Origin of the sequence: Streptomyces melanogenes (genome assembly GCF_014649795.1) — a bacterium.
Classification (GTDB): domain Bacteria; phylum Actinomycetota; class Actinomycetes; order Streptomycetales; family Streptomycetaceae; genus Streptomyces; species Streptomyces noboritoensis.
In genome coordinates this window covers 182155-197932 of the sequence record NZ_BMTS01000012.1, presented here as the reverse complement: position 1 = coordinate 197932, position 15778 = coordinate 182155, and the positions used below count along the sequence as shown (strand labels likewise).

Genomic DNA, 15778 nt, shown 5'->3' with positions numbered 1-15778 from the left:
CCCCGCGCCCCTTAGATGCGCCCCTTAGATGCGCCCCTTCGGGGCGCCCCTGTAGGGGCGCGGGGAACTGCGCGAGCAACCCAGCACGGTCCGCAGACGAAGCTCCCGGCCGCCCGCCCAGGGCTTTCGGGAAGGGGCGGGGTGGGGAGCCTCCCAGCCCTGTGAACCCGCTCACCCCACCGCCCCGTCGACCCCGATTCGCCCCCACCCCACCGGTAAGGTGGCCCGGTTGTCGTACGTACGAGAACGCGACCGCGACAGCCGAGCCCGCGACAGCCAAGCCCGCGACAGTCGAGCCCGCCGCCCCGACCGCACGAACCGGAGACCGTGACTACTACCGCCTCCCACCACCTCTCACCCGCCTTTCCCGGCCGTGCCCCGTGGGGTACCGCCAACAAGCTGCGAGCCTGGCAGCAGGGGGCGCTGGAGAAGTACGTCCAGGAGCAGCCGCGTGACTTCCTCGCCGTCGCCACGCCCGGCGCCGGCAAGACGACGTTCGCGCTGACGCTCGCGTCGTGGCTGCTGCACCACCACGTCGTGCAGCAGATCACCGTCGTCGCGCCGACCGAGCACCTGAAGAAGCAGTGGGCGGAGGCCGCGGCGCGGATAGGCATCCGGCTGGATCCCGACTACAGCGCGGGGCCGCTGAGCAAGGAGTACCACGGGGTCGCCGTGACGTACGCCGGTGTCGGCGTCCGGCCCATGCTCCACCGCAACCGGTGCGAGCAGCGCAAGACCCTCGTCATCCTGGACGAGATCCACCACGCGGGCGACAGCAAGTCCTGGGGCGAGGCCTGCCTGGAGGCGTTCGATCCGGCCACCCGGCGGCTCGCCCTCACCGGTACCCCTTTCCGGTCCGACACCAATCCCATCCCCTTCGTCACGTACGAGGAGGGCAATGACGGGATTCGGCGGTCCTCCGCCGATTACACCTATGGATACGGGAACGCCCTCGGCGACGGCGTCGTGCGGCCCGTCATCTTCCTCTCGTACAGCGGCAACATGCGCTGGCGCACCAAGGCCGGGGACGAGATCGAGGCGCGGCTCGGGGAGCCCCTCACCAAGGACGCCATCTCGCAGGCCTGGCGTACCGCGCTCGACCCGCGCGGCGACTGGATGCCGAACGTGCTGCGCGCCGCCGACCAGCGGCTGACCGAGGTCCGCAAGGGCATCCCGGACGCCGGTGCCCTCGTCATCGCCTCCGACCAGGACTCCGCCCGCGCCTACGCCAAGCTGATCCGGGAGATCACGGGCAACAAGGCGACGGTCGTGCTGTCGGACGACAACGGTGCCTCCAAGAAGATCGATGAGTTCAGCGCCAGCGACGATCGGTGGATGGTCGCCGTTCGTATGGTTTCTGAAGGTGTCGACGTGCCTCGGCTCGCCGTCGGCGTCTACGCCACCACCATCTCCACCCCCCTCTTCTTCGCCCAGGCCGTCGGCCGTTTCGTACGGTCGCGGCGGCGCGGCGAGACCGCCTCCGTCTTCGTGCCGACCATCCCCACCTTGCTGAGCTTCGCCTCCGAGATGGAGGTCGAGCGCGACCACGTGCTCGACAAGCCCAAGAAGGACGGCGAGGAGGACCCGTACGCCGAGGAGGACAAGCTCCTCGCCGAGGCCGAGAAGCAGCAGGACGAGGACACCGGGGACCAGGACATGCTCCCCTTCGAGGCCCTCGAATCGGACGCCGTCTTCGACCGGGTGCTGTACGACGGCGCCGAGTTCGGCATGCAGGCCCACCCCGGGAGCGAGGAGGAGCAGGACTACCTCGGCATCCCCGGGCTCCTCGAACCCGACCAGGTGCAGCTGCTGCTCCAGAAGCGGCAGGCCCGGCAGATCGCGCACAGCCGGCAGAAGCCCGCCGAGCAGGCCGACCTGCTGGAGATGCCCGCCGAGCGCCGGCCCGTCGTCTCCCACAAGGAGCTGCTGGAGCTGCGCAAGCAGCTGAACACGATGGTCGGCGCGTACGTCCACCAGAGCGGCAAGCCGCACGGCGTCATCCACACCGAGCTGCGGCGGGTGTGCGGCGGGCCGCCGAGCGCCGAGGCGACCGCCGGGCAGATCCGGGAGCGGATCAAGAAGGTGCAGGAGTGGGCCACCCGGATGAAGTGAGTCCGGTCAATCGACGTCCGGTCAATCACGTGTTCGCGTACGGGAGTTGAGTCCTCGTACGCCGTCGGCGGGGCCCGGGTGCGATGGCGGGCCCCGCCTTCTCCCGTGGGGACGGGATGCGGCGGCGAGGGCCGCCCCCCGCGGGCGCCCCTCGCACACCGCAACAGTAATGGGAAAGCAAAGTCGCCTGCGGCGACCAAGGTCCCGGGCACCCTGGACTTAGGTCCTGAACCAGGAGGAAAGCCCCGGGTCGTCAACCTGCGCGCCCGGATTCTGGACGAGGGCTTCCGCTGAGCGGGACCGATCGCTACTGTCCCGCCATGCAAAACGCCCCGTGGCAGCGCCGCCGCGGAGCGCAGCCGGTGCCATGGCCTGCCGGCGGCCTCTGTGCGCGTCGCCGATGGGACCGGTGCCGCGATCCCGTGGGGAGCCGCCGCGACTCACCATAAGGAGTGGGCGTCGTGACCGCGGAGACCTCCCAGACGCTCGACCGGGGACTGCGTGTCCTCAAGCTGCTCGCCGACACCGACCACGGACTGACCGTCACCGAGTTGTCCAACAAACTCGGCGTCAACCGGACGGTCGTCTACCGTCTGCTCGCCACACTGGAACAGCACGCCCTCGTACGACGTGATCTGGGCGGCCGCGCCCGGGTCGGCCTCGGCGTGCTGCGCCTGGGCCGGCAGGTCCATCCCCTCGTACGGGAGGCGGCCCTGCCCGCGCTGCGCTCGCTCGCCGAGGACATCGGGGCGACCGCCCACCTCACGCTGGTCGACGGGGCCGACGCGCTCGCCGTCGCCGTCGTCGAGCCGACCTGGACCGACTACCACGTGGCCTACCGGGCCGGGTTCCGCCACCCGCTCGACCGGGGCGCGGCGGGCCGCGCCATCCTCTCCGCCCGCCAGGCCGGGGGCCTCGTCGACCCGGGCTTCACCCTCACCCACGGCGAACTGGAGGCCGGGGCCAGCGGCGCCGCCGCACCGCTGGTCGGCGTCACCGGGATAGAGGGCAGCGTGGGCGTGGTGATGCTCGCGGACGCGGTGCCGGAGCGGGTCGGCCCGAGGGTGGTGGACGCGGCGCGGGAGGTCGCGGACGCGCTGCGGTGAGCGGCCCGGGGCGGAGCCCGGGCCGGGGGACCCGCCCCGATACATTGGGTCCGTGCACCCCCGTCACTCACGCCTCCGCAACCTCGCCATCGGTTCCGCCCCCGTCGTCGCGCTGCTCGCCGTCGCCGGCTTCGCGCCGCTGCCGTTCTCGGTGGCGCAGCCGGGTCTGACCGCGAACGTGCTCGGGGACGACAAGGGCACGCCGGTGATCACCATCGAGGGCAGGCCCGCCCGGCACACCACCGGGCAGCTGCGGATGACGACCATCGAGGCGACCGGGCCGTCCGCCGACGTCGGGATCGCGGACGTGGTGCGCGCCTGGTTCCGTACCGACCGGGCCGTCATGCCCCGCGACTCGGTCTACCCGAGCGGCGGCAGCGACGAGGAGATCACCGAGCACAACCAGGCCGAGATGAAGGAGTCCCAGGACAGCGCCACCGCGGCCGCCCTGAACTACCTCCACATCGGCTCCAAGCAGGTCAAGGTCACCCTCAACCTGGCCGACGTCGGCGGGCCCAGCGCGGGCCTGCTGTTCTCCCTCGGCATCGTCGACAAGCTCGACGGCAACGGCTCCGGCGGCGAGCTCACGGGCGGCCGTACGGTCGCCGGTACGGGCACGATCGCGGCGGACGGGAGCGTCGGTGCCGTCGGCGGGGTGTCGCTCAAGACGCGGGCGGCTCGGCGGGACGGGGCGACGGTGTTCCTGGTGCCGAAGGCGGAGTGCTCGGATGCGAAGGCTGAGCTGCCGGGTGGGTTGCGGTTGATTCCCGTCACTACCCTGTCGGGTGCGGTGTCTGCGCTTAAGGCGCTGGACAAGGGTGGGGACGTTCCGAGCTGCTGAGTGCTTCCCCTGGGGGCCTGTTGTTCGTCTGCGGGCCGTCCCCAACTGGTCGCGCAGTTCCCCGCGCCCCTAAAGGCACATGGGGTCGCCGCACTTCGCTCACTTGCTCAGCGTGCGGCTCCCGCGCCCTCTCGCGTCAACTCGTCGCTCTTCTGCGGGACTTCCGCTGTATCCATCGTCCTCCACACCGGAAACACCAGCGGGCTCAGCGTCGTCGCCAAGTACGCCGCCCCGACCGCCAGCAGCGCGCCCCGCGCTCCCGCCGCGTCCACCAATAGTCCCGCGCCCAGGCCGCCCAGTGGCATCGCCAGTTCGCAGCCCGCTGTGAGGGCGCCGGAGACGCGGCTGCGCAGTTCCTGGGGGACGCGTTCGTACGTCACCGTCGTCAGGATCGGGTTGAGCATGCCGCCCGCGAGGCCGCCGAGGGCCATCGTGGCGGCGAGCGGCAGTGCCGAGCCGGTCAGGGCGGCCACCACGAAGCGCGGCGCGCCCGCCAGGACGAAGGCGACCGTGAACACCGCGCGCCTGGGGAACCGGTGGCCGACCGCGCCGTACAGCAGCGCGCCCAGCAGTCCGCCCGCGCCGAACGAGGCGGTGAGCAGGCCGAGTTGGGTGGCGCCGCCGAGTTCGCGTTCGGCGTGCACGGGCAGCAGGACGGCGTTCCAGCCCTGGTCGAGGCCGTTGGTGACCATGACCATCACGCTGACCGCGAGCAGCAGCCGGGCGCGCAGCAAGAAGGCGTACGTCTCGCGGAGTTCGGCCCGGTAGGTGGTGAGGGAGACCGGCGCCGCGCCCCGGACCGGCTCGGCCGCGCGGATGCCGCGGATGCCGAGGGCGACCAGGAGCGCGGACGTGCCGAACGTCGCCGCGTCCAGGAGCAGCACGGACTCCGCGCCGACCAGCGCGATCAGCAGCCCGGCGAGCGCGGCGCCCGCCATCCGCGCGCCGCGCTGCACCGCGTCGAAGAGGCTGGCCGCGCGGGTCAGGGTCGTACCGGCGCGCTCGGCGAGGTCGGGGACCAGGACGTAACGCGCGGTCCGGCCGGGCGTGGCGGCCAGCCCTTCCAGCGCCATCAGCGCGCACAGCAGCCAGAAGTGGAGCGCGCCCGCGAAGTGGAGGAGCGGGATGGCTCCGACGGCGAACGCGCAGACGAGATCGGAGCCGACGCTCACCCTCCCCCAAGCTCTTAAGGAGCAGGGGGGACCCCCACCGGCCGAGCCGGTCGATGACCGGGCCCCCGACCAGCGCGGCCACCACGATCGGCAGGGTGGCGCAGAACGCCACCACCCCGGCCCGCCCGGCGCTCCCGGTGGTCTCCAGGACGAACCACGGGACGCCGATCAGTGTCAGCGAACTGCCGGCGGTGGAAACGGTGTTGGCCGTCAGGACGGCGGCCAGTGGAGGACGTGTACGTGTACGTGCGCTCTGCCCCCCGTCGCCGCTCATGCGATACGGGTGCGGTGCCGGTGGTGCGCGGGCGGCTGGGCGAGGCGGGTGCCCAACTCGACCAGCTTCAGGCCTACTTGGGTGCGTATGCGGCGGCGGTCGCGCGGTATGAGGGCGTGGTCGGCCGCCTCCTTGCGGAGTTCGGCGGCGCGGGCTTCGTGCAGGGCGAGGTGCGTGGAGGGCAGCATGGTGCGTGGTCCCTTCGCTGCTCGGGGTTGCGTGGTCAGTGGCTCTTGCGCGGGAACGAGTGCAGGTGGACGCGGACCTGGGCGGTGTCCTCGGCCTCGGTGTGGGCGAGGTCGCGGTAGGTCTCGATGAGCTCGTGCGTCTTCTCGTTGAGCTCGCGCAGCTGCGCGGCGGTCAGCCGGAGCGTGAAGTCGCTCATGTCCGAGCTGGCGGACCACTCGTCGGACCAGTCGCTCGCGGTGCCCAGCCAGGTCGCGAGCTCCTGGGTGTGGATGGTCGCGATCTCGTGCTTGAACAGGTCGGCGGCGCCGCGCACCTCGGGGTCGGGGTCGTGGTGCAGCTCCGAGGTGAAGCTGGTGCCGTCGTGGGTGGCCCGCCACCAGCGCTCGCGACCCTTGCCGTGCTCGGGCGCGTCCTCGACGAAGCCGTGCGCGGCGAGCTGGCGCAGGTGGTAGCTGGTCGCGCCGCTGGACTCGCCGAGCCGTTCGCCCAGCTGGGAGGCGGTGGCCGGGCCGTCGTGCCGCAGCGCCGCCAGCAGGCGGATCCGCAGGGGGTGGGCCAGGCCCCGCAGCGAGCGCGCGTCGAGCGCGCGCTCACGGGGCTCGCTCCTCGGGGTTTCGGGCTTCGGAGCTTCGGGCTTCGGGTCGTCGTGCTCGCTCATGGGGCAACCGTAGACCTGCAAAGAAGTGGTTGCAAGGGTTTCTTTGCATAGATTCTTTGCAAGGGGTTCTTTGTAACTCGTGGGGCCATGGAGGAGGCCCGCCCCCCGCCGCGCCTCACCCCTTCCGGATGAACCCCTGCTCCACCAGCCACTCCTTCGCCACGTCGTGCGGATCGCGGCCCTCCACGTCCACCCGGGCGTTGAGGTCCTGCGCGACCCCCGTCGTCAGCTTCGCGCTCACCGGGTCCAACAGGCTTGCGATCGCCGGGTACTTGGCGAACGTCGAGGCGTGCAGCTCCGGGGCCGCGTTGTAGTTGGGGAAGAGGTGCCGGTCGTCCGCCAGCACGTCCAGGTCCATCGCCTTGATCCGGCCGTCCGTCGTGAACACCTCGCCCAGCAGGCAGGAGCTGGACTTGGACACCTGGGTGTAGATGATCCCGGCGTCCATCTTCTGGATCCTGGAGGCCGGGATCGACATCCCGTACGCCTTCTCCATGCCCGGCAGCCCGTCGTCCCGCGAGGCGAACTCGTTCTCCACGCACACCGACACCGCCGACGGGTCCCTCTTCGCCAGCGCGGCCACGTCCGACAGTGTCCTGAGCTTGTACTTCGCGTTGTTCCGCTTGCTGATGGCCAGCGCGTACGTGTTGTTGAGCGTCGACTGAGGCAGCCAGGTCACCCCGTTCCGCACGTCCGCGTCCCGCACCGCCCGCCACTGCGCCCGCGGGTCGGTGATGGGCTTGCTGTGGCCGAGGTAGGTGATCCACGCCGTGCCGGTGTACTCGTACATCGCGTCCGCGTCGCCCTTGACGATCGCCTCGCGCGCGCTGATCGAGCCCGGCAGGTTGGTGCGGTCGACGACGTCGGCGCCGGCCGCCTTGAAGACCAGCCCGGCCATCTGGCCGAGGATGACGTTCTCGGTCAACTACCCGTCGCTACGACGACGGGCTTGCACAACAAGCATCACTGGCTGTGGTGCTGAGCTTGCGTCCAGCCCCGTCCCGTTGGCGCGGTAGTGGGGCAGGGGCCGTTGACTCGGCCCCGCATCGCCACAACTCCCGGGCGCGGGCCCGGATGTTGCGGGAGCCATTCCGGTCTGCGTGATCAACGAACCCGCAGTTCCGGCATGCGAACCACGCTTGGGATACCCGGTTCGCCCTGTCGACGTGGCCGCACTCGGCGCAGGTGCGCGAGGTGTACGCCGGATCGACGTACACCACCGGCACCCCCGCCCGGAAGGCCTTCTCTGTAACTTGGTACGGAGCTCCCGATCTCGGCTCCGCGTACGGTTGAGCTGACGCCCGGCCATGATCTCGCCGTCACTGGTGGTGGCGATGTTCACAATGCCCAGGTCGATACCGAGGAAGTCCACCGGATCAGTGTTCGACGGTACTTCGGGAACATCGCAGGTGGCGTGCAGAAACCACATGCCGTCCCGCTGTAGCAGGTCGGACTCCCCTTCGCGGTACAGCGCCAGCGTGGCCGACTGCTCCGGAGCGGCGGTGTATGCCACACCCTTCATCCGCCCGGCAGTCGTCCAGATCGAGATCCGGCGCTGGTCGATCTGCCAGGAAAGCATCCGGTCGTCATAGGGCTGTGCGCCCTGTGGGCGGAAGGCTACGGGCTTGTCCATTGCTCTGCGGTAGCGCTGTGAACCGGGTCTGCCCAGGTTCCCGGCCTTCAAGTTGGCCTTCAGCGCTGCGTACGTATCACAAGTCTTCTTGATCACGTGCTGGGCGGCTTGCGCCCCCAGCCCGCAGCGGACCTTGATCTGGCGGTAGGTGTGCTCACGTAACGCGAAGTTGCTCTTCACGTTCGTCTCGAAAGCCATGCTGCTGGCCCAGGTCGCCGCCTCGTTGCAGGCGCGCAGGGTTGCTTCCAGCACCGATGCCTGCTCAGGCGACGGTAGGAGCTTCACCTGCACCACCAGCTTCACGATCGCCAAATATACGCACACGCACAACAACCCTCAGTTCGTTCCCCCTGCCTCACTCGATCGGATGAACTGCCCCTACGTGGATGTGGCACCGGTTCCACCGCCACCGTGGGGGACTCGGCGTTGCCCACGTCCCGTACGCGCGTCAGATTCAGCCGTTTCAACGCCGCCCCCGCCCCCACGAACCCGGACACGAAGTCGTCGGCCGGATTGGTGAGGATCGCCTCCGGGGTGTCGAACTGGGCGATGTGCGAACGCTCGCGCAGCACCGCGATCCGGTCGCCCAGCTTGATCGCCTCGTCGAAGTCGTGGGTGACGAACACGATGGTCTTGTGCAGCTCGTGCTGGAGCCGGATCAGCTCGTCCTGGAGGTGGTCGCGGGTGATCGGGTCGACCGCGCCGAAGGGCTCGTCCATCAGCAGCACCGGCGGATCGGCCGCCAACGCCCGCGCCACGCCGACCCGTTGCTGCTGTCCGCCGGAGAGCTGGCGCGGATACCGCCCGTGGAACTCGCGCGGATCGAGCCCGACCAGGTCGAGCATCTCCTCCACCCGGTCCTTCACCCGCGCCTTGGACCAGCCGACCATCTTCGGTACGAGCGCGATGTTCTCGGCGACCGTCATGTGCGGGAAGAGCCCGGACGACTGGATCGCGTAGCCGACCTTGCGGCGCAGCTTCACCGGGTCGATGTCGGTGACGTCCTCGTCGTTGATCCGGATGCGACCGGATGTCGGTTCGATCAGCCGGTTGATCATCTTGAGCGTGGTCGACTTCCCGCACCCCGAGGGCCCCACGAAGATCACGGTCTCACCCGCCTTGATCTCCATGCTGACGTTGTCGACGGCGGGGCCGGGATTGCCCGGATACCGCTTGGTCAGGTTCTCCAGCTCGATGGAGGCACCGGAGGTGGCGGCGGGGGCCACGGTCGCGGCGTCGGACGGCTCAGGCACGGATCCCCCTGGGAATGGTCAGTCGGCCGATCAGGACGTACGCGGCGTCGAAGAGCAGCGCGAGGACCACGATCCCGAGGGTCCCGGCGAGCACCTGGTTGATTGCGTTGGCGCTGCCCAGCGAGGCGATCCCGCGGAAGATCTCGTTGCCGAGCCCCGGTCCCGAGGCGTACGCGGCGATCGCGGCGATGCCCATCAGCATCTGCGCGACACCCGGATCCCGGTCAGGATCGGCGGCCACGCCAGCGGCAGCTCGACCCGCAGCAGCCGGGCCGGGCGCGACATCCCGATCCCTTTGGCCGCGTCCACGAGCGAAGGATCCACTCCGCGCAGCCCGACGATCGCGTTGCGGACGATCGGCAGCAGCCCGTACAGCGTCAGCGTGATGACCGTCGGCGCGACCCCGAGCCCGACCAGCGGGATCAGCGGACCGATCAGGGCGAGGGAGGGGATGGTGAGGACCATCGAGGTGGAGGTGACGGCGAGAGAGCCCGCCCAGCCGCTGCGGTACGTGAGCACGCCGATCAGGACGCCCAGGACGGTCGCGATCACCATGCACTGGAAGACGGCGCTGGCGTGCTGGAAGGCGTCGGTGAGCAGCTGCTGGTGGCGGCTGGACAGGTACTCCCAGAAGTTCCGCCCTCACCTCGCCTCCCGGTCGCTCAGCGCGCGTCCTGGGCCGCCTGCTCCACCAGCGGGATGATCCGCAGCGGAACGGGGTTCTCCATCACGATCGCCGTGGAGGCCCGGACGATGCCATCAAAACCGACGACCCGGTCGATCACCCGCTGGAGATCCGCGTTGGAGCGGGCCACCAGACGGCAGAGCATGTCGCCGTGCCCGGTGGTGGTGTGCAGCTCCAGGACCTCGGGCACGGTGGCCAAGTGCGCCCGTACGTCGGCGCCCTGGCCCTGTTTGATCTCCAGGGTCGCGAAGGCGGTCACCGGGTAGCCGAGCGCCGCCGGGTCGACGTCCGGGCCGAATCCCCGGATGACTCCATTCGACTGAAGCCGGTCGAGCCGGGCCTGCACGGTGCCGCGCGCCACGCCGAGCCGACGGGACGCCTCAAGGACCCCGATACGCGGCTCCCGCGCCAGGAGCACGATGAGCCGCCCGTCCAGATGATCGATCGCCATGAGCCTCTCCGGATGGTCACGATGTACAGAAAGAGAGTGGGGCCTGCCTGCTCGCTGGGCAGATTGCACAGCGGCAACACAAACTATTGCGCACCTTGCAGGACGGGGGGAGCCTGCCGCTATGACTGAGACCATCGATCACACCCCCGACACCGCCAGGCAGGCCGACCCCTTCCCGGTGAAGGGAATGGACGCGGTCGTCTTCGCCGTGGGCAACGCCAAGCAGGCCGCGCACTACTACTCGACCGCCTTCGGCATGAAGCTCGTCGCGTACTCCGGACCGGAGAACGGCAGCCGCGAGACCGCCTCGTACGTCCTGACCAACGGGTCCGCCCGTTTCGTGTTCACCTCCGTCATCAAGGCGTCCACCGACCACGGCCGCTTCCTGGCCGACCACGTGGCCGAGCACGGCGACGGCGTCGTCGACCTCGCCATCGAGGTGCCGGACGCGCGCGCCGCGTACAAGTACGCCACCGAGCACGGCGCGACCGGCATCGCCGAGCCGTACGAGCTGAAGGACGAGCACGGCACGGTGGTGCTGGCGGCGATCGCCACGTACGGCAAGACCCGGCACACCCTGGTCGACCGGTCCGGCTACAGCGGCCCGTACCTGCCCGGCTTCGTCGCCGCCGACCCGATGGTCGAGCCGCCGGCCAAGCGCACGTTCCAGGCGATCGACCACTGTGTCGGCAACGTCGAGCTCGGCAAGATGAACGAGTGGGTCGCGTTCTACAACAAGGTCATGGGCTTCACGAACATGAAGGAGTTCGTGGGCGACGACATCGCGACCGAGTACAGCGCGCTGATGTCGAAGGTGGTGGCGGACGGCACCCTGAAGGTGAAGTTCCCGATCAACGAACCGGCCATCGCCAAGAAGAAGTCCCAGATCGACGAGTACCTGGAGTTCTACGGCGGCGCGGGCGTCCAGCACATCGCGCTCGCCACGAACGACATCGTCTCGACGGTACGGGCGATGCGCGCCGCGGGCGTCGCGTTCCTGGACACGCCGGACTCGTACTACGACACGCTGGGCGAGTGGGCGGGCGAGACGCGGGTGCCCGTCGAGACCCTGCGCGAGCTGAAGATCCTCGTGGACCGGGACGAGGACGGCTACCTCCTGCAGATCTTCACGAAGCCGGTGCAGGACCGGCCGACGGTCTTCTTCGAGATGATCGAGCGGCACGGCTCGATGGGCTTCGGCAAGGGCAACTTCAAGGCGCTCTTCGAGGCGATCGAGCGGGAGCAGGAGAAGCGGGGCAATCTGTGACCTGTAACTCGCCGTGCCCGCACGGCAGTTGAGTTACGGTCATAATCCCGCGGCCCCACGGACCTGACCTGTGGGGCCGCGGCCGTTTGTGCCCGGACTTTGTCTGCGGCTGAGCGGCGGGTTGCTCGCGCAGTTCCCCGCGCCCCTAAAAGCGCCCCTTCGGGCCGCCCAGGCGATTGCCGCGGAGCGGCATCTTTAGGGGCGCGGGGAACTGCGCGACCAGTTGGGGACGGCCCGCAGACGAACGCGGACCCCGGGGCTACTGCTTGCGCTTGCGCGGCGGCGCGGCCGAGGCAGAAGACCCCGACCCCGTCGGCGGGTCCGGCACGTACCCGTACACGTCCTTCGGACCCCCCTCCGCCGGCTCTCCCAGAGCCGACAGCACCTCCCGCGCCCGAGGCGCCAGCAACGGCGAGAAGTAGGGATTCGTCCGCAGCGCCTCCTCCAGGTCCCGCCGCGCCGGACCGACCTGCCCGAGCTCCCGCTCCAACACCCCCCGGTGGTAGGAGAAGAGCGCACTCCGCCCCCCCTTCTCCGCCGCCTGCTTGGCGAAGGCGAGCCCCTCCTCCGACTCCCCGACCCGGTACAGCGCCCACCCCAGCGCATCCGCCACCGCCGCGTTAGGCGCCCGCCGCCACTCCGCGCGCAGCCGCTCCACCGCCGACTCCGGCGCGCCGTGGTCCGCCTCGAAGCGGCCGAGGACGAGCGCGTCGCTCACCCCGTGCCCGTCGTCCGAGGCGGCCCGCGCCCGCAGCCGCGCGTACTGGGCCCGGGCGTCCGCGCCGAGCCCGAGCGACTCGTACAACTCGCCCAGTTCCAGGAGGTATTCGGGACGGGGCTGGTGCGCGACCGCCGCCGCGTAGTCGTGGCGAGCGGCGGCCGTGCGGCCGAGCGCCAGCTCCGCCCGCGCCTTGCCCGCCAGCGCCGCGTGCCCGCCCGGATCCGTGCGCAGCGCCGCCGCGTGCTGCGCGAGGGACTCCGCGGGCTCGCCCCGGTCCCACGCCAGGTCGCCCAACTGCCGCAGGCAGTCCGCCTTCTGGACCGGCGTCGTGGCGTACGCGGCGGCCTCCGTCAGCGTCGCCGCCGCGTCCTCGCGCCAGCCCCGCTCCCGGTACACCGCCCCCGACGCCGCCAGCGCCACCGAACCGCCGCGCAGGTCGAGCAACTGCTCCACGGACCTGCTCGCGCCCTTGAGGTCGCCCACGCCCCCGTACGCCTCGATCAGGACCGGATACACCGTCCAGCGCTTGGGATCGCGCCGCCGGACCTCCTCGGCCAGCGTCCGCGCGGCCCCGTAGTCGTGCCGCGCGTTGGCCAGCGCCGCCAGGCCGATCTGCGCGTCCGCGTTGCCCCGCGCGGCCGGCCGGACCGCCAGCGAGCGGCGCAGGGCCCACTCGGCGCGCGGATAGTACGAGGAGTCCGCCGCCCGCAGCCCGCGCCCCAGATAGGCGGAGCCGAGCACGGCCCAGGAGGCGTCGTCCGAGGGGTGCGTGCGCACCCACGCCCGCCGGTCCGCGATCAGCGCGGTCAGATCGGCGGCCGCCGCGGGCGCCCCCGCCCCGACGGCTGTCAGCGCCCGCGCGGCCGGTCCCGGCGCGGGCGGCGGCGCGTCCTGGCCGCCGCCGATCCGGGTCGGCAGGACCACCAGGACCCCGGCGGTCAGCAGCGCGGCCACCGCCGCGCCGATCATCGTGCGGCGCGCGGTGCGGGCGGGCGGCGGCCCGGCCGGCTCCAGCGGCATCGGCCGCGCCGGCGGCGGCAGCGTCAGGGTCTGCCGGTGCGGCGGCCATTCGTGTTCGGTCTCCATGCCGATCACTGTGCGTCCATAGGAAGAGCACATCCCGTCCGCGCCCGCCGGGCCGCGCAGGGTTCACACCGATGGCCCCGGGTGCCACGCTGGGATCATGAACGATGGAGCCGAGCCCGTCGCCCCGCCCGCCGCCGAGCCGGGCGTACTCCTCGAACGGCTGCGCGCGGGCCTGCCCGCCGACGCGCTGATCACCGACCCGGACGTGACCGCCTCGTACGCCCACGACATGGCGAGCTTCTGCGCCGCCGGGGCCCCGGCCGTGGTCGTGCTGCCGCGTACGGTCGAGCAGGTCCAGCACGTCATGCGCACCGCCACCGAGCTGCGCGTCCCGGTCGTGCCGCAGGGCGCCCGCACGGGCCTGTCGGGCGGCGCCAACGCGACCGAGGGGTGCGTCGTGCTGTCCCTGGTCCGGATGGACCGGATCCTGGAGATCAGCCCGGTCGACCGGGTCGCGGTCGTCGAGCCCGGTGTCGTCAACGCCGTGCTCTCCCGGAAAGTCATGGAACACGGGCTCTACTACCCGCCGGATCCGTCCAGTTGGGAGCAGTGCACCATCGGCGGGAACATCGGCACCGCGTCCGGCGGGCTGTGCTGTGTGAAGTACGGGGTGACCGCCGAGTACGTCCTCGGGCTCGACGTCGTCCTCGCCGACGGCCGCCTCCTGGAGACCGGCCGCCGCACCGCCAAGGGCGTCGCCGGATACGACCTGACCCGGCTGTTCGTCGGCTCCGAGGGCAGCCTCGGCATCGTGGTCAAGGCCGTCCTGGCGCTGCGGCCCGCACCGCCCGAGCAGCTGGTGCTCGCCGCCGAGTTCCCCTCCGCGGCCGCCGCCTGCGAGGCGGTCTGCGCGATCATGGAGCGCGGCCACACGCCGTCGCTGCTCGAACTCATGGACCGCACGACCGTACGGGCCGTCAACCGCATGGCGAACATGGGTCTGCCGGACAGCACCGAGGCGCTGCTGCTCGCCGCCTTCGACACCCCCGACCCGGGCGCCGACCTGGCCGCCGTGGGGGAGCTGTGCACGGCCGCCGGAGCCGTCCAGGTGGTCCCGGCCGAGTCGGTGGCCGAGTCCGAACTGCTGCTCCAGGCGCGGCGGTTGTCGCTCACCGCGCTGGAGACCATCAAGCCGGCCACGATGATCGACGACGTCTGCGTGCCGCGCTCGCGGCTCGCCGCGATGCTGGCGGGCACCTCGGCGATCGCCGCCAAGTACGACCTGACCATCGGCGTCTGCGCGCACGCCGGGGACGGCAACACCCACCCGGTCGTCTGCTTCGACCACGCCGACGAGGACGAGTCGCGGCGGGCCCGGGAGTCCTTCGACGAGATCATGGCGCTCGGTCTGGAGCTGGGCGGCACGATCACCGGCGAGCACGGCGTGGGCGTGCTGAAGAAGGAGTGGCTGGCCCGCGAACTCGGCCCGGTGGGCGTGGAGATGCAGCGCGCGGTCAAGCGGACCTTCGACCCGCTGGGGCTCCTCAACCCCGGCAAGCTGTTCTGAACAACCGTTACTCCTGTGTCCCGTACGTCCGCGTCCCCTCCCGTCACGCACCTTCCTCCGGCCGCGACTCGTCCGAGGGCCACGGGTCGTTCAGGTACAGCTCCTCGGCGCGGGTGCGGCCGGGCGTGCGGCCGGTCGTGGGCGCGAGCAGCTCGGCGAGGCCGTCGTCGATGCCGAGCTGCTCGGTCTCAGAACCCGGAGGGACCACCCGCAGCGTCCGCTCCAGCCAGGCCGACACCTGGGCGGACGGCGCCTCCAGGAGCGCGTCGCCGTCCGGCGAGCTGAGCGCCATCAGGATCACGCTGCGCCCGTCCACCTTGGTGGGCCAGATCCGGACGTCGCCGTGGCCGCACGGCCGGAACACCCCCTCGACGAGCAGCTCGCGGGCGAACGTCCAGTTGACGGGGTGATCGGAGCCGATGTGGAAGGTGATGTGCACGGCGTACGGATCGTCGGTGCGATAGGTCAGCCGGGCCGGGACCGGGATGCTGCGCTCCGGCGACAGCACGAGTTTGAGCTCCAGCTCGCGTTCCACCACGGTGTGCATGACAGTGTCTTTCCTCTCCGCGTACGGGCCCGGGACCGGGCCGTACAGGGTGAGAGCGGGGTACGGCGCTGCTATGACGCGACTTCCGGAAGATTTTTCCGGCGGCCCGCGAAACGGCCCGGACGAGGGGTTCCGGGCCCGGTCCACGGGCGGGTGAGGGGCGCCCGGACGTTGACCGGATAGTGGTCGGTACCGAAGGACCCGCCCGGGGGCGGTCGCCCGTCTGGTAGATGTGGACCCCTGTATTGACGAGGCACACGAGCAGATACGGGACCG

General features: G+C 71.0%; 10 protein-coding genes and 5 pseudogenes. 5 read left to right on the top strand and 10 right to left on the bottom strand.

Annotation, left to right across the window (positions count from 1 at the left end; translation table 11 throughout):
* Positions 1–327: 327 nt before the first annotated feature.
* The 3 genes from IE252_RS25675 (at position 328) to IE252_RS25665 (ending at position 4059) form a co-directional block, all read left to right on the top strand.
* Positions 328–2112 carry a DEAD/DEAH box helicase gene (locus IE252_RS25675; RefSeq protein WP_190091832.1) on the top strand — a complete coding sequence of 595 codons (1785 nt, stop codon included), beginning with the start codon at positions 328–330 and terminating at the stop codon, positions 2110–2112.
* Between the two features lie 461 nt (positions 2113–2573).
* Positions 2574–3218 carry an IclR family transcriptional regulator gene (locus tag IE252_RS25670; protein ID WP_190091831.1) on the top strand — a complete coding sequence of 215 codons (645 nt, stop codon included), beginning with the start codon at positions 2574–2576 and terminating at the stop codon, positions 3216–3218.
* Between the two features lie 52 nt (positions 3219–3270).
* Complete coding sequence (locus IE252_RS25665; protein WP_190091830.1) at positions 3271–4059, top strand: YlbL family protein; 789 nt, start codon at positions 3271–3273, stop codon at positions 4057–4059.
* A gap of 107 nt (positions 4060–4166) precedes the next feature.
* Here the strand turns inward: IE252_RS25665 and IE252_RS25660 are convergent.
* The 8 genes and pseudogenes from IE252_RS25660 to IE252_RS25625 all read right to left on the bottom strand — a co-directional run bounded on the left by IE252_RS25660 (position 4167) and on the right by IE252_RS25625 (position 10374).
* A pseudogene (locus IE252_RS25660) lies at positions 4167–5505 on the bottom strand (MFS transporter).
* The gene (locus IE252_RS25655) at positions 5502–5693 is read right to left on the bottom strand and encodes a hypothetical protein (protein WP_190091829.1); all 192 of its coding nucleotides are present in this window, start codon (positions 5691–5693) and stop codon (positions 5502–5504) included. Before IE252_RS25655 ends, IE252_RS25660 begins: the two are co-directional and overlap by 4 nt.
* A 35-nt stretch (positions 5694–5728) precedes the next feature.
* The gene (locus IE252_RS25650; RefSeq protein ID WP_190091828.1) at positions 5729–6352 is read right to left on the bottom strand and encodes an ArsR/SmtB family transcription factor; all 624 of its coding nucleotides are present in this window, start codon (positions 6350–6352) and stop codon (positions 5729–5731) included.
* A gap of 115 nt (positions 6353–6467) precedes the next feature.
* Positions 6468–7274, bottom strand: a pseudogene (locus IE252_RS25645) (glycine betaine ABC transporter substrate-binding protein); the annotation flags it as partial.
* A 13-nt stretch (positions 7275–7287) separates the two neighbouring features.
* A pseudogene (locus tag IE252_RS25640) lies at positions 7288–8288 on the bottom strand (RNA-guided endonuclease InsQ/TnpB family protein).
* Between the two features lie 95 nt (positions 8289–8383).
* Positions 8384–9238 (bottom strand): annotated as a pseudogene (locus IE252_RS25635) (ABC transporter ATP-binding protein); the annotation flags it as partial.
* Positions 9231–9859, bottom strand: a pseudogene (locus IE252_RS25630) (ABC transporter permease). The pseudogenes IE252_RS25630 and IE252_RS25635, both read right to left, overlap by 8 nt.
* Positions 9860–9900: 41 nt before the next feature.
* Positions 9901–10374 (bottom strand): Lrp/AsnC family transcriptional regulator, encoded by a 474-nt coding sequence (locus IE252_RS25625; RefSeq protein WP_101388500.1) that lies wholly within the window; start codon positions 10372–10374, stop codon positions 9901–9903.
* A 121-nt stretch (positions 10375–10495) separates the two neighbouring features.
* Here IE252_RS25625 and hppD point away from each other — a divergent pair, with 121 nt between their 5' ends.
* Positions 10496–11641 (top strand): 4-hydroxyphenylpyruvate dioxygenase, encoded by a 1146-nt coding sequence (hppD, locus tag IE252_RS25620; protein ID WP_190091826.1) that lies wholly within the window; start codon positions 10496–10498, stop codon positions 11639–11641.
* Positions 11642–11900: 259 nt separating this feature from the next.
* Here the strand turns inward: hppD and IE252_RS25615 are convergent, their stop codons facing one another.
* Entirely contained in the window at positions 11901–13448 is a 1548-nt protein-coding gene (locus tag IE252_RS25615; RefSeq protein ID WP_190091825.1) for a tetratricopeptide repeat protein, read from the bottom strand.
* A gap of 97 nt (positions 13449–13545) precedes the next feature.
* On the opposite strand from IE252_RS25615, the gene IE252_RS25610 reads away from it, so the two are divergent.
* On the top strand, positions 13546–14955 hold the full coding sequence (locus IE252_RS25610; RefSeq protein ID WP_190091824.1) for an FAD-binding oxidoreductase: 1410 nt from the start codon (positions 13546–13548) through the stop codon (positions 14953–14955).
* Positions 14956–14998: 43 nt separating this feature from the next.
* Here the strand turns inward: IE252_RS25610 and IE252_RS25605 are convergent, their stop codons facing one another.
* Positions 14999–15502: an SsgA family sporulation/cell division regulator gene (locus IE252_RS25605; protein WP_101388497.1), complete on the bottom strand. Its 504-nt coding sequence runs from the start codon at positions 15500–15502 to the stop codon at positions 14999–15001.
* Between the last annotated feature and the right edge of the window lie 276 nt (positions 15503–15778).